Origin of the sequence: Curtobacterium sp. MCBD17_019, assembly GCF_003234555.1 — a bacterium.
GTDB lineage: Bacteria > Actinomycetota > Actinomycetes > Actinomycetales > Microbacteriaceae > Curtobacterium.
The window spans coordinates 91,209-110,906 of sequence record NZ_QKTT01000007.1; the positions used below are offsets into that span (position 1 = coordinate 91,209).

The window sequence follows — 19,698 nt, forward strand, 5'->3', positions numbered from 1 at the left end:
ACGGTCGATCACGTTCGTGACGCGCCGACCAAGGGTAACGGGTGCCGCTGAGCCCGACGAGCCCGGTTGGGGCGCCGGACGGGGCGGTGCTGCAGGGTCGCTCAGGCTGGGGGGGCCGCCGGAGTGACCGACGGGACGGGGCGGGGATCGCAGGGCGTCCCCGCCCCGCCCACACGGGAGGGCGCCGGACTCGTCGAGCCCGGCGCCCCCGCCGCGGTGGTGCTCAGGATGCGGTGGTCCTGGGGATCAGCCCTTGGTCCAGTCCCACACGTTCCAGAAGATCCCGTTCTGGCCGCCGAAGTACTTCACGCCGTGGAGCGTGGAGTTCGTGGCGAAGATGCCGGGGAGCTGGAACAGCGGCAGACCGTAGGCGTCGTTGAACGCGATCTTGTCGATGTCGACCTTCATGGACTGCAGCTTCGACGCGTCGAGGGTCGTCTGCGTGTCGACCGCGAGCTTCGAGGCCTTCTCGTCCGCGAACCGGTTGTAGTTGCCGGAGTTGCCGGTCTGGAACAGCTGCGGGACCGCCGCGTTGCCCGCACCCGGGTTCACCCAACCGAACAGCGAGGCGTCGTAGTTGCCGCCGGTGAGGAGCGAGCTCCAGTCGGGCGAGCCACCGTCAACCACCTTGAAGCCGGCCTTCGCCGCCGAGGCCTGGATGGCCTGGAACGTGTCGACACGGTTCGGGTTCTCGGTGTTGTAGAGGATCTTGACCGTCGGCGTCGCGCCGTTGAGGAGCTTCTTGGCGCCGGCGATGTCGACCTTGTCGTACTCGTCGGAGTTGTTGTTCTTGACCGCCTCGTCGTAGCCCTTCTGACCCGGCAGGAACAGCTGCGAGTTCAGGACCTTGGCGCTCTTGTTGATCGGGGTGACGATCGAGTCGAGGATCTGCTGACGCGGGATGGTCATGAGGAACGCCTTGCGGACGTTCTCGTCCTTGAACACGCTCGAACCGAAGTTGAGGTCGAGGTGGTCGTAGGCGACCTGGCTACCCTGCTGGATCTTGATGCCGGACGCCTGCTTCAGCGCCTTGACCGTGTCGGCCGAGGCCTGCGGCTGGATCGCGTCGACCTCGCCGTTCTGCAGGGCCGTGACCTGGGCGTTGGCGTCACCGATGAAGCGCATGACGAGCTTGTTGAACTGGACCTCGTGCTTGCCCTTGTAGTACGGGTTCTTGCTGAAGGTCATCGACTGCTTCGGCGTCCAGGCGCTGACCTGGAGCGGGCCGCCCGAGACGAGGAGCTTCTTGTCGCTCGGCAGGCTCGTCTGGTCGTAACCGGTGTTGATGAAGCTCGCGACCTTCTTGAGGGTGTCGTTCGCCGGGGCCGGGCTCGCCGTGTTGCCGGCGGGGGTGTCCTTGAGCGCCTTGATGAAGGCGGACTCGGAGACACCGGCCTCCTGCGACACGATGTGCGCGGGGAACTGGATCGGGTTCACGAGATTCCAGTCGACGTACGGCTTCTTGTACGTGATGGTGATCGACTGCTTCGTGATGTTCGTCGGGTAGTCCGTCTGGAACGGGTAGCCCGCGGCGGACGCGAAGTACTGCGTGCCCTTGGTGACGTTGCCGTCCGCGTCGGTGGTGGCCGACTCGTAGTAGCCCGACGACTGCGCCCATCCGAGGAGGAGGTCGTCCGAGGTCATCGGCTTGCCGTCCGACCACTTGGCGTTCTTGTTCAGCGTGTACCGGACCTTCAGCGGGGAGCTGCTGATCTTCTTGTACGTGCCGAGGTCGGTGTTCGGCTCGACCTTGTAGTTCGTGCCGAGGGTCATGAACTGGGGCTGCGTGAGCTGCCAGATGAACCCGTTGGTGTCCAGGTTGCCCTGCGGGGTGTTGTAGTTGAACGAGGTCGCCTCGTTCACCTCAGCGACCGTCACGGTGCCGCCCGAGCTCGACGTCTCGCTGTCGCTCGACGTCGAGGTGGTGCAACCGGCAAGCACGACGGCAGCCGAGCCCGCGATCGCGACGGATCCGATGACCTGTCGCCACCGCCTCTTGGTGATGTTCACTCTGTGATCCTCCTGGATGGAATGTGATCGAACCGCTGGCGGCAGGGCGCACCGGCGCGTTCGCAAAGAACCATAGGTGGGCCTCGCGAGCACCTCAAAATCCAGCGGGAACTTGTTACACACCGGAAATGACGGCGCAGGATCCATGCACCGGCCGCCGTTTCGTTGCTTCTGGTCCACCGATTCGCAATGATTCTGCTTGCGCTCACGCGTCCGCGCGGCACGTCGCAGGACCGATCCGCACGAAGCGCACCGCACGCCGTCCGTCTCCTGCCGTCCGGGAGGACCGGGGTACGCCCCCACTCCCCCTCCCGCCGACCGGTGATTAGCGTTGCATCATGCACCCCTCCGACATCGCCCACCTCGTCATGCCGTCCCGCGCCGCCGCCGTCGCCGACCCCCGCTCCGGGGCCCCGCTGCTCGTGGGCCTCACCCGTCCCGACCTCGACGCGGACGAGAACGTCGGCCACGTCGTGCGTCTCGCGGCCGCCGACGGGCGGTGGACCACGACCGACTGGACCCACGGCCCGCACGACGGCGCCCCGTCCATCTCGCCCGACGGCCGGTGGGTCACGTTCCTCCGTCGCATCGGCGGCACCGGCCCGGACGCCCACCCGCAACTCGTCGTGATGCCCATGGCCGGCGGGGAGGGCCGGGTGGTCACGGCCCTCCCGCTCGGTGCCGAGGCCCCGGTGTGGTCCCCCGACTCCACGCGGATCGCGACGACGGCCCGGATCCCCGAACCCGGCCGTTACGGCACCCCGACCGCGAACGGCACCGCCGCGGACGCCTCGGCCGAGCCCCCGCGGCACATCACCCGGCTCGACTACCGCCAGGACGGCGTCGGGTTCCTCCGCGACCGTCTGCGGCGTCTCGTGGTCGTCGACGTGGCCGCCGCCCTCACGGGAGACCCCGTCGACACCGCGATCACCGATGACACCACCGCGGTGAGCGACCCCACGTGGACGCCGGACGGCACCGCGCTCGTGGTGAGCGCCCCGCGTGACGCCGGCGCCGCCGAGACGACCGAGAGCGACCTCTACCGGGTCGACGCGGTCTCGGGCGCGATCACGCTGCTCGTCGAGTCCGACGGTACCGCGGCCGCACCGCAGTTCGGACCCGACGGCACCCTCTTCTTCCTCGGGACCGACCGGACGCAGGGGATCGTCGCGGTCCCGGCCGGGCTGTACGCGGCGCGGACCACGGACGACGGCCCCGTCCGTGCCCGCCGCCTGACGGACCACCGCACCGTCGACCTCGAGGTGGGGCCGGGCCTCCTCGTCCCGCGCAGCGGTGACGTGCTCGTCGGGGTGCTGCACCGTGGGGCGGTCGAGCTCCGTGCCGTCCCGTGGACCACGGACGCCACCGCGAGCGCCGCGGACGACGACGCGAGCACCGGCGCGGAGCCGCTGCCCCTCGACGCCCTCCCCGTGCTGCACGGCGGCGAGGTCGTGGTGCGGGCGATCACCGCGATCGGCGAGGACGTCGTCATCGCCACGGTCGGCCTGCCGGACAGCGCCGGAGAGGTCGTGCTCATCGACACCGCGGCGGGCTCCGTCGAGACCCTGAGCGATCTCGGTGCCGGCCTCCGCGCTGTGGGACTGCGGCCCGTCGAGGAACTCGTCGGCACCGCTCCCGACGGACACGAGGTGCACGGCTGGCTCGTCCTGCCCGAGGGCGAGGGCCCCCACCCCGTGCTCCGCGTCGTGCACGGCGGCCCGTTCGCGCAGCAGGACCGGGCGGTGTTCGACGAGGCGCAGGTCTACGCCGCAGCCGGGTACGCGGTCGTCCTCGGCAACCCACGCGGCTCGGCCGGGTACGGCTTCGACCACGGCCAGGCGATCATCGGACGCCTCGGCACCGTCGACGTCGACGACGTCCTGGCGCTGCTCGACGTGGCGCTCGAGCGGGACGACCTCGACGCCTCGCGGGTCGGGATCATGGGCGGCTCGTACGGCGGGTTCATGACGAGCTGGATCGCCGCCCGCGAGCCCGAGCGGTTCACGGCTGCCTGGAGCGAGCGGGCCGTCAACGCCTGGGACTCGTTCGCCGGCAGCTCGGACATCGGCTGGTTCTTCGCCGAGGCGTACGTCGGCGCGGACCCGGAGGACCAGCGCCGCCAGAGCCCCCTGACCTACGCCGCGGACGTGACGATGCCGTTCATGGTCGCGCACTCCGAGCAGGACTGGCGGTGCCCGCTCGAGCAGGGGCAGCGCCAGTTCGTCGCCCTGCGCCGGGCAGGGGTGGAGGCCGAGTTCCTGCTGTTCCCGGGCGAGGGCCACGAGCTGTCCCGGTCCGGGCGCCCGAGCCACCGGGTGCAGCGGTTCGACCACGTCCTCCGCTGGTGGAACACGCACCTGCCGGTCGTCTGACGGCCGCCCCCGTCCGGCGAGAGTGCAGAACACGCCGCTCACCTCGCGAGGTGAGCGGCGTGTTCTGCACTCTCGGCGCCGAGCCGGGCCGGACCGGCCGACCGGACGGGCTGGCCGGCCGGGCCGGCCGGACCGACCGGGCCGACCGGCCGGGCTGATCAGGCCTGCGCGAACGCCTCGATCGGCGGGCAGGCACACACGAGGTTGCGGTCCCCGTACGCCTGGTCGATCCGGCGCACGGGCGGCCAGTACTTGCGACCGGCGATGCCCGGCAGCGGGTAGACGGCCTGCTCACGCGTGTAGGCGTGCGCCCACTCCCCCGCGATGACGCTCGACGCGGTGTGCGGCGCCCCGACGAGCGGGTTGTCGTCGGCCGGCCAGGTGCCCGCGGCGACCTCGTCGGCCTCGGCACGGATCGCGAGCATGGCGTCGACGAACCGGTCGAGCTCCGCCAGGTCCTCGCTCTCGGTCGGCTCGACCATGAGCGTGCCCGCGACCGGGAACGACATCGTCGGCGCGTGGAACCCGTAGTCGATCAGGCGCTTCGCGACGTCGTCCACGGTGATGCCGGTCGCCTCACGCAACGGCCGGAGGTCGAGGATGCACTCGTGCGCCACGAGACCGTCGTCGCCCGTGTAGAGGACGGGGAACGCGTCGCGCAGCTTCGCCGCCAGGTAGTTCGCGCCGAGCACGGCCGACTCGGTGGCGCGCGTGAGCCCCTCGACGCCCATCATGCGGACGTAGGTCCACGTGATGGGCAGGATGCTCGGGCTGCCGTACGGCGCCGCCGAGACGGGTCCGCCACCGTGCGCGAGCCGGTCCGCGCCGCCCGCCGTGACCGAGCCGGGGCGACGGTCGGCGTCCTGCGCGAACGGATGGCCGGGGAGGAACGGGGCCAGGTGGGCCCTGGCGGCCACCGGTCCGACACCGGGTCCGCCGCCGCCGTGCGGGATGCAGAACGTCTTGTGCAGGTTGAGGTGCGAGACGTCGCCGCCGAAGTCGCCGAAGCGCGCGTGCCCGAGCAGCGCGTTGAGGTTCGCGCCGTCGACGTAGACCTGCCCGCCGGCCTCGTGCACGGCGTCGCAGATCGCACGGATCTCGTGCTCGTACACACCGTGCGTCGACGGGTAGGTGATCATGAGCGCGGCGAGGTCGTCCCGGTGCTGCTCCGTCTTGGCGCGGAGGTCGGCGAGGTCGACGTTGCCGTCCTCGTCGCACGCCACGACGACCACGCGCATGCCCGCGAGCACGGCGCTCGCGGCGTTCGTCCCGTGCGCGCTCTGCGGGATGAGGCAGACCGTGCGTGCGGTGTCCCCGTTGGCGCGGTGGTACCCGCGGATGGCCAGGAGTCCGGCGAGCTCACCCTGGCTCCCGGCGTTCGGCTGCACCGAGACGGTGTCGTACCCGGTGACCTCGGCGAGCCACGACTCGAGGTCGGCGATCATCGACAGGTACCCGGCGACGTCCTCACGCGGCGCGAACGGGTGGATCCCCGCGAACTCCGGCCAGGTGACGGCGGCCATCTCGGTCGCGGCGTTGAGCTTCATCGTGCAGCTGCCGAGCGGGATCATGCCGCGGTCGAGCGCGTAGTCCTTGTCGGCGAGGTGCTTGAGGTACCGCATCATCCGGGTCTCGCTGCGGTGCGCCTGGAACACGGGGTGCGTCAGGTACGCCGATTCGCGCCGCAGCGCGGCCGGGAGGCCCGGAGCGGCGTCACGCACGGCGGCCTCCGCCATCGGGACGGTCATGGTCGACGCGGCCGACTCGGACGCCTCCGAGTGGGCTGCGGCGACGTCGCGGAACACGTCGGCGAGCGCTGCGACGTCCTCGGGCGTGGTCGTCTCGTCCGCCGAGAGCTGGAGGGTGTCCGCGTCGACGAGGTGCAGGAGGTACCCGCGGTCGCGCGCCGCGTCGACGATCGCGGCGGCCCGGCGGGGGGCGCGGAGCGTCAGTGTGTCGAACCAGGCGTCGACGGGCACGCCGATCTCAGCGGCACGAGCCGCGTCGGCGATCGCGGCGGTCGTGCGGGCGACCCGGTCGGCGATGAACCGCAGGCCCTCGGGGCCGTGGTAGACGGCGTACATCGAGGCCATGACGGCGAGGAGCACCTGCGCGGTGCAGATGTTGCTCGTCGCCTTCTCGCGCCGGATGTGCTGCTCGCGGGTCTGCAGGCTGAGGCGGTAGGCCATGCCACCGTCCGCGTCGAAGGACACCCCGACGAGGCGACCGGGCAGCTGCCGCTCGAGGCCCGCGCGGACGGCGAGGTAGCCGGCGTGCGGTCCACCGAAGCCGAGCGGCACGCCGAAGCGCTGGGTCGTGCCGACGGCGACGTCCGCGCCGAGGTCACCGGGCGACGCGAGGAGCGTCATCGCGAGCAGGTCCGCCGCGACGACGGCGATGCCGCCCCCGTCGTGGATCCGCTCGATCACCGACGCGGGGTCGACGACCCGGCCGGACGCGCCCGGGTACTGCACGACGAGTCCGAAGGCGCCCTCGACGTCGACCTGGTCCGGTCCCCCGGCGACGTCGAACGTGCGCAGGGTGATGCCGACGGCCTGGGCCCGGTGCTCGAGCAGCGCCATGGTCTGCGGCAGGACGTCCCGGTCGACGAGGAACACGTCCCCGCGGACCTTCGAGGCCCGGCGGGCGAGCAGCATGCCCTCGACGACCGCGGTGCCCTCGTCGAGCATCGAGGCGCCCGCGGTGGCCATGCCGGTCAGGTCGGCGACCATCGTCTGGAAGTTGATGAGCGCCTCCAGCCGGCCCTGCGAGATCTCCGGCTGGTACGGCGTGTAGGCCGTGTACCAGCTCGGGTTCTCGAGCACGTTCCGCTGGATGACGGCGGGCGTGTGGGTGCCGTGGTAGCCGAGTCCGATCATCGGGCGGCGCACGGTGTTCCGTGCCGCCATCCGACGGAGCTCCGCGAGCGCCTCGGTCTCGCCGACGGCACCGGGGATCACCGAGTCGACGACGGGCTCGGCGTGGATCGCGGCGGGGACGGCCGCACGGACGAGCGCGTCGAGGGAGTCGTACCCGACGGTCTCGAGCATGAGGCGCTGGTCGGCCGCGCCCGTGCCGATGTGGCGGTCGGCGAAGGTGGTCTGCAGGTTCTGGTCGGCCTGCGGGGTCCGGTCGTGCTGGGTCATGTCCTCGTCCATCCGATCAGCCCGCGAAGGCGGCGTACGCCTCGTGGTCCATGAGGTCCTCGGGGAAGCTGGTGCCGTCGACCTGGATCTTGACGAGCCAGGCCCCACCGAAGGGGTCCTGGTTGACGAGGTCCGGGGTGTCCACGACGGCGTCGTTGCGCTCGACGACGGTGCCCTCGATCGGCGAGAACAGCTCACCGACGCTCTTCGTCGACTCGATCTCGCCGAGGGTCTGTCCGGCCGTCGCGGTGGTGCCGACCTCGGGGAGCTCGACGAACACGACGTCGCCGAGCTGGTCCGCGGCGAACTGGGTGATGCCGACGGTGACGACGTCACCCTCGACGAGGAGCCACTCGTGGTCCTTGGTGTAGCGGAGCGCGGTGATGTCGGTCATGGTCAGCCTTTCTGGCCTGGGGCGGCGCTGGCGGGGCGGCGGTAGAAGGGGAGTTCGGAGACGGTCGCCGGGACGGCGGTGCCGCGCACGTCGACACGCAGGACGGTGCCCGGGGTGGCGACCGCAGGGTCGACGTACGCCATGGCGACGGGGTGCCCGAGCGTCGGTGACAGGGCGCCCGAGGTGACCGTGCCGACGGTCTGGCCGCCGTCGAGCACCGGGTAACCGGCACGGGCGGCACGGCGACCCTCCATGACGAGCCCGACGAGGAGCGGGGCGTCGGTGGCGGGCGTGACCCCGGCCCTCCCGACGAATTCCGTGTCCATCGCGACGACGCGACCGAGTCCGGCCTGCGCGGGACGCACGGTGGTGTCGAGTTCGTGGCCGTACAGCGGCATCCCGGCCTCGAGCCGGAGCGTGTCGCGTGCGGCGAGCCCGGCGGGCACGACGCCGCGGTCGGCACCGGCGTCGAGCAGGGCGTCCCAGAGCACGGGCGCCAGGTCGGTGGGGCAGTAGATCTCGAAGCCGTCCTCGCCCGTGTAGCCGGTGCGGGCGATGAGGACGTCCTGCAGGTCGAACGAGGCGTGCAGGACCCGGTAGTAGCGGAGCTCGTCGAGCGGCGTCTCGGGCTGCAGACGATCGGCGACGACGAGCGCGTCCAGCGTGCCCGCGGCGGCCGGGCCCTGGATCGCGACGAGGGCCGTGGTGTCGCTGTCGTCCGTGACCTCGACGTCGTGGCCCACCGCGCGGTCGCGCAGCGCGGCGACGGCGACGTCGCGGTTGGCGGCGTTCGCGACGACGAGGAACGCGTCGTCCTCGGTGCGGTACACGACGACGTCGTCGAGCACGCCGCCGTCGTCGGTCAGGAGCAGCGAGTACTTCGCCCGACCGACGGGCATCGTGGCGTGCTTGCCCGCGAGCGCGGCGTCGAGGTACGCGCCGGCGTCGGGTCCCTGGACACCGATCTCCGCCATGTGCGAGAGGTCGAACAGCCCCGCCGCGCTGCGCACGGCGTGGTGTTCGGCGAGGTCTGAGCTGTACCGGACGGGCATCTGCCAGCCCGCGAAGTCCGTGAACGTGGCGCCGGCGGCGGCATGGGCCTCGTGGAGTGGGGATCGGCGGTGCACCGATGGTCCGGCACTGCCCGACGGGGTCGGATCGGTCATGGGGTGGAGTTCTCCTGCGTCGACGCGTCCCGGCGGGGACGCCGGTCGGAACTCCCCCTCTGTCATGTGCCTGAGAGTTTCGCCGACCGGTCGGAGGCGGTCGGCTTTCACCGTGGGCGAGGGCACGCCGTGACGGCGCCCTGCTTTTCAGAGTGGCCTGACCCCTGCGGTCGTACGACCTGAGAGATTGACGGGGAGGTTGCTCCTTCGGTGTCCGGTCTCGCGGTCGCCGGCTCGGCGCGCTCGTGATCGGACTCTCCCGCAGGGTGTGGTCGGCCCGGTGTGCTGTTGTGGCCCCGATCGTACCAACGCCGTGTTACGGCCTCGTGACGAGGCCGGCCGGTCGTTCGACATCTCGTAGGATCACCGCGTGGCCGGACAGCGATCGCGCCCGCGTGGGCAGCTCGAGCAGGCGGTGCTCGACGTGCTCTGGTCCGCGGGCCCCGACGGGCTCACCGCGCGTGAGGTCCTCGACCGCTGCGACGAACCACGACCCGCGCTGACCACCGTGCTGACGGTGCTCGAGCGCCTCGGGCGGAAGGGCGGGGTGCTCCGCGACGAACAGGCCGACGCCCCCCTGCGGTTCCGCGCGAGCCGCTCCCGCGCCGATCACGCCGCGTCCCTCATGGAGTCCGCGCTCGCCGCGTCGAGCGACCGCGAGGCCGCGCTGCTCCGCTTCACCGGCTCCCTGGCGTCGGACGACCTCGAGGCCCTGCGTCGCGCGATCGACGCGCGCGCCCGGTCCTGACGGGAACGACCGTGATCGTCTGGGGCGTCGCCCTCGTCGTGACCGCGGTCGTCGTGGCCGCCGCCGCTCCCCGGCTGCTCACCCGGTGGGCGTGGACGATCGACCGCCCTCGGACCGCGCTCGTCAGCTGGTGCGCCGCGGTCCTCATCGGGGTCGGCGGCTCCGTGTCGGGCGTCACGCTCGTCGCGCTCGGGGGTCGACACGGCGAGGACCCGTTCCGGCTGGCTGCCTCGCCGACCCACGGCGCGCACCTCGTGGTCGCCGTCGCCGCGGTGCTCGCGTTCGTGGTCGCCGTCCGCGTCCCTCCCGGGCCGGAGCACGCGGCCGTCCGCGCGGCCCTGCGAACCGGGGCGGCGGAACGTCGTCGGGTCGCCGGGACCGAGATCGCGGTGGTCGCGGGCGAGCGGGCCCTGGCGTGCGCCGTGCCCGGACGCGACCGCACCGTGCTCGTCAGCACCGGACTGGCAGCGCGCCTCCGTCCCGACGAACTCGATGCCGTCGTCGCACACGAGGCGGCGCACCTGACGGGGCACCACGCGGCCGTGGTCGGCGTCGCGGAGTCGATCGAGCGGGCGGTGCCGTGGGTGCCCGGCGCGCGCGCCATGGCGAGTGCGACCCGGGTCCTGGTCGAGTTCGCCGCCGACGACACCGCCGCCAGACGCGTCGGTGCCGAGGTGGTGGCCCGAGCGATCGAGCGCAGTGACGTCGGTGGTGCGGCGCCCCTGACCGGCGTCCGGGTCGCTCGACTCCGAGACCGGCCACACCGGGTCAGCGCCGGTGGCGGGCAGCTCCGGTGACGTCGCGGAAGAAGTCGGCGTAGAGCACGGGCTCGAGGTCCCCGTCGACCAGGTACCCCCAACGGCGCTCGCGGCGCTGCTGTCGGAACGTCTTGATGCGAGCCGGGGGGACGCCCGGCTCGGACTCGTACAGACTCATCTGATCCCCTGGTGCCTGATCGCTTGGGTGTCGGTGGTCGGTCGTCGCCCGTCGAGGACGACGTCGGCGCTCGCTGCGCTCGGTGTGCACGCGGTGCGCTTCTGGTCCTTCGACAGTACGTGCAGCGTTCTCGGCAAGTCAGGGGTTGACCTGGCCCCCGGACAGGGGTAGTACCAGGGCGCCGTGTCCGGCCCGCGCGGTAGGATCGGGTACCACCACCATGAGGGGGACCGTGAAGGCACTCACCGAGTCCGACATCCGATCGTCGTTCGTCAACGCGACCCCGGAGGAGCTCGACCACCTGCCGATCCCGGGTCTGCACGAGATGCTCTGGGACGAGCGCGAGTACCTCGGTTGGCGCGACCCGCAGGCCGCCCGCCGCGGCTACATGGTCCACTGGATGGACGGCCGCCCCACCGGGATCGTCGTCCGCGCAGCCGGCGGTTCGCTCCGGCCGGGCATCGCGGCGATGTGCTCCTTCTGCCACTCACCCCAGCCGGCCACGCAGGTCCGGTTGTTCTCGGCTGCGCGTGCCGGCGAGTCCGGCCGGAACGGCAACACCATCGGGTCCTACATCTGCGAGGACCTGGCGTGCTCGCTCCTCATCCGCGTGGCGCCCCCGCACCTCAACCCGCCCGAGACGATCGCAGCCCGGTCCGCGGCCCTGCTCCAGCGCGTGCAGAACTTCACCGCGGACGTCATGAAGACCGCGTGACCACGGGTGCTCCCGACCGGTTCGCCGCGGCGCGCTGGGTCACCGTCGAACGCCACGACGCCGGGCGGTGGTCCGTCACGGTCCTCGATGAGGCCGACGACGAGATCGCCTCGTTCGGCATGGGGGTCGAGGGCGAGTGGGAACCCGACGTCGTGGACCACGTGGCGTTCGCGCTGACCCGGCTCGGATTGCGGACCGTCGGCGCCCGCCCCTGGCGTGAGGACGAGCTGGGCCTGGCCCGCGCAGCCGTCCTGCCCGCCTGACACCGCGCCCCGGTCGCGTTCAGCGCGCCCCGTTACGGTTCGGGAGGCACGGGTGCGGCCCGCACCGCGCCTCCAGACCGGAAGGACCACCGCAGCATGTCCGTCGTCAAGATCAACGCCATCCACGTCCCCGCCGGTGCCGGCGCCGAGCTCGAGCAGCGGTTCGCTGCCCGCAGACACGCGGTCGACGGGGCTCCCGGCTTCGAGGGCTTCCAGCTCCTCCGCCCGGTGAAGGGCGACGACCGGTACTTCGTCGTCACGACGTGGGCGGACGAGGCGTCGTTCCAGGCGTGGGCCGCCGACGGCGCGAAGGCGGCGCACGCCGGTGGGTCCGAGGGTGCGCACGGTCGGCATGCGGCGGCGCCCGGCGAGCACGGCGCTCCTGCCGGACACGGCACTCCTGCCGGGCACGGGGCCGCCGCCGGACACGGCGACGCGCAGGACGGCGCCCGACGCCCCGTCGCGACCGGCGCGGATCTGCTCGAGTTCGAGGTCGTCGAGCTCTGAGCCCCGCTACGCCGTGACGGACCGCACCCGGTCGAGCACCACCTCGGCCACGAGCGCGGCCGCGTTCTCGGGCAGCCAGTGGTCCTCGTCGACGGCCACGAACCGGTAGGGCGCCGCGACGTACCGCTCGGTCGCCTCGGCCGCGACCCGACCGAGTGCCGCGTCCCGGGAGCCCCACAGGTACGACGTCGGGACACGGACCAGCGGGTCGACGCGCGGCGTGCCGGCCGGAGTGGGCAGCGCCAGTGCGCGGTACCAGTCGATCGCCGCGCGCAGTGCTCCTGGCTCGCGCATCCGACGGTCGTACCGCTCGGCGGTGGCGCGTGCGAGGCCCATGCTCTCGAGCACCGGGACGAGACGCCCCCGGAGCAGCCGTTCGGGGAGCCAGGGCACCTGGAACGCCGCGATGTACCACGACCGCAGGGCCTGGTCGGAGCGGACCGCCGCGAGCGCCATCGCCCGCGGGTGCGGGGTCGCCAGGACCGTGAGCGACGCGAGTCGGTCGGGAGCCCGCTGCGCGAGCCGCCAGGCGACCAGCCCGCCCCAGTCGTGGCCGACGAGGTGGAGCCGCTCTGCGCCGAGTCGGTCGGCGAGCGCCAGGACGTCGTCGACGAGCCAGTCACGCCGGTACGCGCGGCGTCCCTCCGGTCGAGCCCCGACCGCGTACCCGCGTTGGTCCGGCGCGACGACGCGGAGGCCCTCGGCCGTCAGGAGCGGCGTGACCGCCCGCCAGGTGCTCCGGTCGGCGGGGAACCCGTGGAGGAGGACCGCGACCGGACCGTCTTCTGGGCCGCTGTCGTCGACGTCGAGGACGAGGCCGCCGCGGCGGAGCTGGTCGATGCGGGTCATGCCGCCACGGTAGGCCGCCCACGAGTGGCGGTCCGGCCCAACGGGGTACGTGCGAACTGGGAGCGACGGCGCAGCGGCCCATCGGGCGGCCTGCCGTGGGAGCGGGAGGAGGATCCGACGCCCTCGACCTGCCGGGAGGACCGGATCGGGAGGGGTGGGGGCTCGACACCCGAAGCCGAGCCCACCACCGGCGGCACCCGAATCGCCGCTCGTAACCACGGGCCCCGAAGCCCGGATTGGTTGCGAGCATATTGGGACGGCCGTGTCCGCCGCAGCTCCCGCACGTCCCCAGACCAGAGGTAGAACGAGTGTTCTGTACCCCGCCGGAGGGTGCCGTTGGTCGGAACACGCGCCGTTCATCCGCCGAGCGGCGGCGGATGCGTCCCCCAGCCGCACGGTACGGATTCTGGACCGACACAGGTCGCACACGTCACCCCGGCACGCACGACCACGGCAACGACAGCGGCGGTCGCCCGGTCTCCTGACCGAGGCGGCCCTCGCTGGCGGGCCGTGCGCGCACTCGTCGCCGCCTTTACTGACGAACCCCGCCACCGGCGCCGCCCCCTTCCAGTCCTGCCCCGATGGTGCTAGAGTTCAGAGCTGGCGTTCTGCCGCGGACCCATCTCATCCGCCCCGCCGCCTGCTCCGTACCGGCTCCATCGAGTCGCATTCCACCGGGGCCCCGTCCCGCCGATCATGGCCGGACAACCCACGCCGACCTCCGGCGTGTGCGATCCGAGTGCCAGCCCGGCCAGCGCCCTGTAGAAGGGATCGAGGCCAGCGCACCGCGCTCGTCGCCAACGAACCATCGGAAAAGACAGCACCATGACCAGCACCATCGACTTCATCCAGATCAGCGGGACCGTGCTCGACGCGCCCGTCCTGACCACCGACGACCTCGTCGAGTTCGTCGTCGCCGACGACGTCTCCCGTCGCGAGTTCCTCGTCCGCCTCCCCCGCACCGAGCTCGGCGCGCACGTCGTCGCCGGCGCCCACGTGCAGGCCGCCGGCGCCGCCGGCTGGGTCGTCCCGGGCCGTCCCTGGCGGCACGAGCCGAGCCGGACGATCCTGCAGGCGCACGACGTGCAGCTCGCGGCGCTCGCCTTCGCGGCCTGACGACACCGTGCGGTCCGACGGCACCGTTCCGCCCGACGGCGCGGTGCCGACGGTACCGTTCCGCCCGACGCCGCGGTACCGCCCACGGCACCGTGACACGCGCCCGGCCCTGAGCGGGCTCAGTCGGCGCGGAGCACGCGTGCAGCGACGTCGGGTGGACAACGATCCTCGACGCGGTACATCCCCCGGGCGTGCGCGACCGGCACCCACGGCAACCACCGACGGTTGAGGCCGAACCCCCGACGTGGGGCGAACGACCAGTGCTCCTGCTGCCACCCGACCCCGCGGAGGTCGAACGCGTGCTCGACCGTCGCGAACATCGTGGTCGTGCCGTGTGTGACCACGCGAGCGACGTCGAGCCAGTGGTCGTCGTGCGTCAGCGCGAACAGCCGGGCGAACACCGAGGCGTTCACGGCGAGGAACCCGTCCGTCATCGACACCCCGGACGCGATGAGCTGGTGTCCGATGGTCGAGACCCCGTGCTTCCAGTGGAGCAGCCCTGGATCGGCGTCCTCCGGCATGGGCACGTCCCAGACGTAGATCCACGTCTCGGCGACCGAGGCCGCGGAGGCGGCCCGGTCCAGCCATTCGGCCCCGCGGGTCGCGTCGTACAGGTCGAGGAACCCCTCGGCGGCCAGGACCGCGGCTTCCTTGTCCACCACGTCGGGATTGTCGAGGGTGCCGCCGGCGTACCACCCGCGGCGTCCGTACTCCCGCCAGACGAACTCGGCGGCACGCACGGCGCCGGCGAGCGCCTCCTCCGACCCCACGGCGACGAGGAACGGCACGACGGTGGCGGTCCCGGACGGCGAGTCGTCGAGCACTTCGCCGGTGCCGGCCACCCAGGCGCGCGGGAGGGAACCGTCGAGGGCCTGGTTCCGGAGCAACCAGCTCGCTGCCCTCGTGACCCAGGCGGCCCAGGACGGGTGTTCCTCGCCGTGACGGCGTTCGAGCGCCAGGGCGTCGAGCACCGCGAGCGCTCCCTCGGCCACGGCGCGGGCGTACACCGCCGGCTGGTCCCGGAACGTGCGGTACGTGGTCGTCGCACCCGTCACGGTGTCGAACCCCTCGCCAGCGGGCGGGTCCAGGGCGAGCGTGACGAACGAGTCGATGATCGCCAGACCGCTCGCCCGGTACCGCTCGGCCACGGCGCCGTCATCGGTGCTGTCCGCCTCGCGCAGCAGGACGACGGCCGCGTCCGTGTTCGCCCCGACGAACCCCATCACCGCGGCGGTCGCCTCGTCCGTCCGCTCCGGGACGACCGCGTCCGCCTCGAGCGGGACCCCGGTCCGGCCGGCGACCGCCACGACCTGATCGGCCAGGACGGCCGCCGCGCTGCGCACGACGTCCGCGATGTCCGCGCTGCGCACGGCCGGGGCGAAGCGGTCCCAGACCCACCGCCAGGTCTGCCGGACGACGTCGGGGAAATCGGTCGAGCCTCCCGTCCGCACCGCGACGGCGTACTCCTGGGTCGCGCCGTCGTCCAGGGGGTGGAAGCGGCGCCGCCACGCGTCGAGCTGGAGGAGCGGAAGACCGCCGCTGCTGTAGGTGACGGGTCCTTCGGTGCCGGGGAACCACACGCCGAGCTCCACGCGGTCGCCGGTGCTCCGCGCGCCGATGGACGCGAACGCGAGCCGCGGATCGACGATCGTCTCGCCACCGTCCTCGACCATCCCGTCGGCGGCGATGGTGTCACCGCGCGGGTCGCGGTGGGCGATGGCCGCCCAGCCTCCGTCCTCGAGTCGGATGCCGAACAGCGGTGCCGCGGCACGGTCCTCCCGGACGATCGCGGTGGTGACCCCGGCCCGCCGTGCGTGCACGCCGGCGATGGCGAGCGGCGCGACCTGTGGCGCGTTGCCGTAGGCGACGCCGGGGCAGAACGGCTCGACGCGCTCCCACGGCGCGGCCGCGTCGACCTCGACGACGACCGCCGTGCCGTAGCCGCGGGCGGGCCCCTGGCCGCCGCGGACGGTGACCCGGCGGGCCATGCGGACGTCGTCGCTGTCGGTGTCCCACCGGTCCTCGACCTGGAGGACCGTCCCGCCCCCGACGTCGATGCGTGCGGTGCCGACGAGGCCGTCCGCCGTCACCGTCAGCGCCTCGTAGGGCGCGCGGTGCTCGGTCTCGACGCCGGTGTCCGCGTCCGCGTCCGTGGCCGCGTCCGTGTCCGCGTCCGTGGCCGCGTCCGTTCCGGGCTTCCACGTGAGCACCACGACGGGCGCCGCCGCCACGAGCGCCGGACCGCCCACACCGGGGGTCGTGATGCGGACGCCGAGCCCGCCCGGGACGTCGGTGGCCTCGACGCGCGTGGTCATCCCTTGATGCCGCTCGACGCGATGCTCGGCACGATGAACCGCTGGAACACGAGGAACATCGCCACGACGGGCAGGGTGAGCAGCACCACGCCCGCCATCTGCACCGTCGGCAGCGTGTAGTTCTGCGACTGCAGGCTGTTGAGGCCGAGCGTCAGGACGTACATGTCCTTGTCGCTCGTCATCGTCACCGGGATGAGGAAGCTGTTCCACGTCCACGTGCCGGCGAGGATCGCCTGCGTGGCGATCGCCGTGACCGACAGTGGCAGCCCGATCCGTAGGAAGATCCGGAAGCGGTTCGCGCCGTCGAGCGCCGCGGCCTCCTCGAGGTCCTTCGGGATCGTGCCGAACGACTGCCGCATGAGGAAGATGAGGAGCGGGTTGACGATGAACGGGATGATGAGCGCCGCGTAGGTGTTCAACCAGCCGAGCTTGACGATCTGCAGGTAGAGCGGGATGAGGTACGCCTGCAGCGGCACGAGCAGGATCACGATGATGCCCGTGAACACGACGCGCTTGCCGCGGAACTGCAGACGGGCCAGCGCCCAACCCGCCAGGGTGTTCACGATGACGGCGCCGGCGACGACGCAGCCCGTGACGATCGCGGTGTTCGCGTACCAGCGTCCGATCGGGGCGTGCGTGAACACGTACGTGTAGTTCGACAGGGTCAGGTGCGACGGCGGGACGATCGAGAAGAAGTCCGCTGGCGACAGGAACGAGCAGTACAGCACGAACAGCAGCGGGGCGACCATGATCAGTCCGAACACGATGAGGAACGTGTACCGGGCGGACCGGGCGACCGTCTGCTGGGTGCGGTGCGAGCGCATCGGGCGACCGGTGCCGCTGGTCGGTGTGCTCGGGCGGGTGACCGCGGTCCGCTGCGTCGAGGTGGCGCTCATGCGTCCTGCTCCTTCGGGCCGAGGAGCCGGCTGACGACGCCGGCGAGGATCACGATGGCGAGCAGGATCACGGTCGCCGCCGAGGCGTACCCGATGTTGCTCAAGCGGAACGCCTGCTGGTAGATGAAGATCACGATCGTCGATGTCGCGCCGGCCGGGCTGCCGAGCACCGTCCCGCCCGAGATCACGTACGCCTGGTCGAAGACCTGGATCGCCTGGATGATCCCGGTCAGCACCACGAACGCGGTGAACGGACGCACGCCCGGCAGCGTGACGCTGAGGAACTGACGGAAGGCGCCCGCACCGTCCATCTCGGCGGCCTCGTACAGGTCCGCCGGGATCGTCTCCATGCCCCCGACGAAGATCACGATGTACAGCCCGACGAACATGTACACGTACACGATCACGAGGAACCAGAGCGCCAGACCGGGGCTCGCGTACCAGGTCGAGTTCGGCAGGCCGAACAGCGACAGTGCGGTGGACGCGATGCCGCCCTTGACGAACAGCTGCATGAAGATCGTCGTGATCGCGACGGTCGATGTCATGTAGGGCACGAAGTACGCGGTGCGGAGTGCGCCCTTGCCGACGGTGGCACCGCGCAGGACGGCGGCGACGACGATCGCCAGGACCGTCTGTGCCGGGACGACGCCCGCCACGAAGGTCGCCGTGATCCCGAGGGAGCGGCCGAACGCCGGGTCGGCGAACAGCTGCCCGAAGTTCTGCAGCCCGACGAAGCTGCGCTGGTCGAAGTCGAACTTGCCGACCTGCTGCACGCTGAGCACGACGGACTGCGCGATCGGGTAGGCGAACCACCACAGCAGCAGGACCACCGCGGGAGCGAGCATGAGCCACGCAGCCGGGTTGTCGGTCCGGAGCCAGGCGCGGCGGCGCGACGACGTGGGCCGTCGCGCCGCCCTGATGGAGCTCTTGATGGCACTCACGCCGATCGGCTACTTCCCGTACTTCTGCTGGAGCTGGTGCAGCAGGGCCGTGGAGCTCGTCGCCTTCTTCGCGACGAGCTGCTGGAACCCGTTGACCAGGTCGTTGCCGAACTCGGTCGACTTGGTCGGGTAGTCGAGCGACTCGCCCTTCGCCAGCACCGAGTTCGTGAACGCCGCGTACTGCGGGGTGTCCTGGCGGTACTGGCTGATGTACTTCGTGGCGGCCGGGACGTACCCGAGCTTGGTCGTGATGATCGCCTTCTGCGAGTACGAGTCGGTCATCGCGGCGATGACGGCCATGTCGACCGCCTTGTCCTTCGACTTCTGGGCGATGCTGAAGCCACCACCGTAGGTTGCCACCGTCGACGAGGACGCCGTCTTCCCGGGGAGCGTCGTCAGTGTGTACTTCGTCGACGGGTCACTCGTCTGCATGAAGCCGATGTACCAGGGCCCCGCATCGGACATGGCGGCGTTCCCCTTGCCGAAGGCCTCGCCGTCCCAGGTCGCCCCGAGCTGCTCGGCGCTCTCGGCGTCGCCGTTCTTGAACATGGTCAACAGTTGGTCGAGCGCCTGCACGTTCTGCTTCGAGTCGATCGTCGTGCCGCCGTGGTAGCCGCCACCGTTCGCGATCATGTACTGCGTCAGGTGGAACAGGTTCTCGAGCAGCACCACGCCGGGCTTGCCCGTCTTCGCCTTGACCTGCGCCGCGGCCGTCGCGATCTCGGCGAGGGTCTTCGGGGTCGAGGTGACGCCCGCCTCCGCGAGCACGTCCTGGTTGTAGGCGTAGCCCGAGTTCTGCAGGTACGACGGCACCGCGTAGAGCTTGCCGCCGATCTTCCAGCCGTTCACGAGCGCCTTCGGGAACGCGCTGAGCTTGACATCGGTATTCCCGATCACGTCGTCCATCGACGCGATCGCCCCCTCGGTCGCGTACTCGGCGACCGGTGCCGAGTTGTCCCAGAGGGTGATGTCCGGGGCCGTGCCCGCGGCGAACTGCGTCGGCAGCTGGTTCAGCTGGTCGTCGTAGGTCGGGTAGACGTGCGTCTTGATCGTGACGCCGGGCAGTTCCTTCTCGGCGTGCTTGATGATGTCCGACATGTAGGTGTCGACGACGCCGCCGCCGGAGTACCCGACGGTGACGGCGCCCTTGAGGGACGAGCTCGAGCCGGAGCCCGAGCTGCCCGAGCTGCCCGAGCTGCCCGAGCTGCTGCAGCCGGTGAGCACGAGCGCCGCGGCGATGCCGAGCGCTCCCACTCCGGTGACGGTTCGCGTTCGCTTGATCATGATGGGCCTCCTTGCCCTGGCGTGATGACGGGTGGTGCTG

The 19,698-nt window shown here is 71.7% G+C and carries 17 protein-coding genes and 1 riboswitch; of the genes, 7 read left to right on the forward strand and 10 right to left on the reverse strand.

Features of this window, described 5'->3' with window-relative positions; translation table 11 throughout:
• Positions 1-246 precede the first annotated feature (246 nt).
• Positions 247-2,010 carry an ABC transporter family substrate-binding protein gene (locus tag DEI82_RS08575; RefSeq protein WP_111013653.1) on the reverse strand — a complete coding sequence of 588 codons (1,764 nt, stop codon included), beginning with the start codon at positions 2,008-2,010 and terminating at the stop codon, positions 247-249.
• Positions 2,011-2,348: 338 nt separating this feature from the next.
• Between DEI82_RS08575 and DEI82_RS08580 the strand changes: the two genes are divergently transcribed.
• Complete coding sequence (locus DEI82_RS08580) at positions 2,349-4,382, forward strand: S9 family peptidase (RefSeq protein ID WP_111036503.1); 2,034 nt, start codon at positions 2,349-2,351, stop codon at positions 4,380-4,382.
• A gap of 158 nt (positions 4,383-4,540) precedes the next feature.
• Here the strand turns inward: DEI82_RS08580 and gcvP are convergent, their stop codons facing one another.
• Genes gcvP through gcvT form a run of 3 tightly spaced genes read right to left on the reverse strand, consistent with a single transcriptional unit; the run spans position 4,541 to position 9,088 of the window.
• Positions 4,541-7,528, reverse strand: coding sequence for an aminomethyl-transferring glycine dehydrogenase (gcvP, locus tag DEI82_RS08585; protein ID WP_181435158.1), 2,988 nt, complete (start codon positions 7,526-7,528; stop codon positions 4,541-4,543).
• Positions 7,529-7,544: 16 nt separating this feature from the next.
• Positions 7,545-7,922, reverse strand: a complete 378-nt coding sequence (gene gcvH / locus DEI82_RS08590; protein WP_111013656.1) for a glycine cleavage system protein GcvH — start codon at positions 7,920-7,922, stop codon at positions 7,545-7,547.
• 2 nt (positions 7,923-7,924) lie between these two features.
• Complete coding sequence (gene gcvT, locus DEI82_RS08595) at positions 7,925-9,088, reverse strand: glycine cleavage system aminomethyltransferase GcvT (protein WP_111010872.1); 1,164 nt, start codon at positions 9,086-9,088, stop codon at positions 7,925-7,927.
• A 157-nt stretch (positions 9,089-9,245) separates the two neighbouring features.
• Positions 9,246-9,360, reverse strand: a riboswitch (glycine riboswitch).
• A gap of 98 nt (positions 9,361-9,458) precedes the next feature.
• Here gcvT and DEI82_RS08600 point away from each other — a divergent pair.
• Both DEI82_RS08600 and DEI82_RS08605 read left to right on the forward strand, forming a co-directional pair.
• Positions 9,459-9,836, forward strand: a complete 378-nt coding sequence (locus DEI82_RS08600; protein WP_111010873.1) for a BlaI/MecI/CopY family transcriptional regulator — start codon at positions 9,459-9,461, stop codon at positions 9,834-9,836.
• A gap of 11 nt (positions 9,837-9,847) precedes the next feature.
• Complete coding sequence (locus DEI82_RS08605; RefSeq protein WP_111049555.1) at positions 9,848-10,633, forward strand: M56 family metallopeptidase; 786 nt, start codon at positions 9,848-9,850, stop codon at positions 10,631-10,633.
• On the opposite strand, the gene DEI82_RS16220 is transcribed toward DEI82_RS08605, so the two are convergent.
• Complete coding sequence (locus tag DEI82_RS16220) at positions 10,605-10,772, reverse strand: hypothetical protein (RefSeq protein ID WP_181435159.1); 168 nt, start codon at positions 10,770-10,772, stop codon at positions 10,605-10,607. The genes DEI82_RS08605 and DEI82_RS16220 overlap by 29 nt on opposite strands.
• Positions 10,773-10,992: 220 nt before the next feature.
• Between DEI82_RS16220 and DEI82_RS08610 the strand changes: the two genes are divergently transcribed.
• The 3 genes from DEI82_RS08610 (at position 10,993) to DEI82_RS16675 (ending at position 12,257) form a co-directional block, all read left to right on the forward strand.
• Complete coding sequence (locus tag DEI82_RS08610; RefSeq protein ID WP_111010875.1) at positions 10,993-11,487, forward strand: FBP domain-containing protein; 495 nt, start codon at positions 10,993-10,995, stop codon at positions 11,485-11,487.
• Entirely contained in the window at positions 11,484-11,750 is a 267-nt protein-coding gene (locus tag DEI82_RS08615) for a hypothetical protein (protein WP_111013659.1), read from the forward strand. The genes DEI82_RS08610 and DEI82_RS08615 overlap by 4 nt, the downstream gene beginning before the upstream one ends.
• Before the next feature lie 96 nt (positions 11,751-11,846).
• Entirely contained in the window at positions 11,847-12,257 is a 411-nt protein-coding gene (locus tag DEI82_RS16675; RefSeq protein ID WP_111036506.1) for an antibiotic biosynthesis monooxygenase, read from the forward strand.
• Between the two features lie 6 nt (positions 12,258-12,263).
• Here DEI82_RS16675 and DEI82_RS08625 read toward each other — a convergent pair whose 3' ends face one another.
• Complete coding sequence (locus DEI82_RS08625; protein WP_111036507.1) at positions 12,264-13,106, reverse strand: alpha/beta fold hydrolase; 843 nt, start codon at positions 13,104-13,106, stop codon at positions 12,264-12,266.
• Between the two features lie 825 nt (positions 13,107-13,931).
• Between DEI82_RS08625 and DEI82_RS08630 the strand changes: the two genes are divergently transcribed.
• Positions 13,932-14,222: a hypothetical protein gene (locus DEI82_RS08630; protein WP_111010879.1), complete on the forward strand. Its 291-nt coding sequence runs from the start codon at positions 13,932-13,934 to the stop codon at positions 14,220-14,222.
• Between the two features lie 119 nt (positions 14,223-14,341).
• Here DEI82_RS08630 and DEI82_RS08635 read toward each other — a convergent pair whose 3' ends face one another.
• From DEI82_RS08635 to DEI82_RS08650, 4 genes are read right to left on the reverse strand one after another with little or no spacing between them, the layout of a single operon-like run.
• On the reverse strand, positions 14,342-16,537 hold the full coding sequence (locus DEI82_RS08635; protein WP_181435160.1) for a hypothetical protein: 2,196 nt from the start codon (positions 16,535-16,537) through the stop codon (positions 14,342-14,344).
• Positions 16,534-17,433, reverse strand: coding sequence for a carbohydrate ABC transporter permease (locus tag DEI82_RS08640; protein ID WP_111010881.1), 900 nt, complete (start codon positions 17,431-17,433; stop codon positions 16,534-16,536). The genes DEI82_RS08635 and DEI82_RS08640 overlap by 4 nt, the downstream gene beginning before the upstream one ends.
• Positions 17,430-18,374 (reverse strand): carbohydrate ABC transporter permease, encoded by a 945-nt coding sequence (locus DEI82_RS08645; RefSeq protein WP_111036509.1) that lies wholly within the window; start codon positions 18,372-18,374, stop codon positions 17,430-17,432. The genes DEI82_RS08640 and DEI82_RS08645 overlap by 4 nt, the downstream gene beginning before the upstream one ends.
• Before the next feature lie 9 nt (positions 18,375-18,383).
• A complete protein-coding gene (locus DEI82_RS08650) occupies positions 18,384-19,658 on the reverse strand; it encodes an ABC transporter substrate-binding protein (RefSeq protein WP_111036510.1) in 1,275 nt (424 codons plus the stop codon).
• Positions 19,659-19,698: the final 40 nt, after the last annotated feature.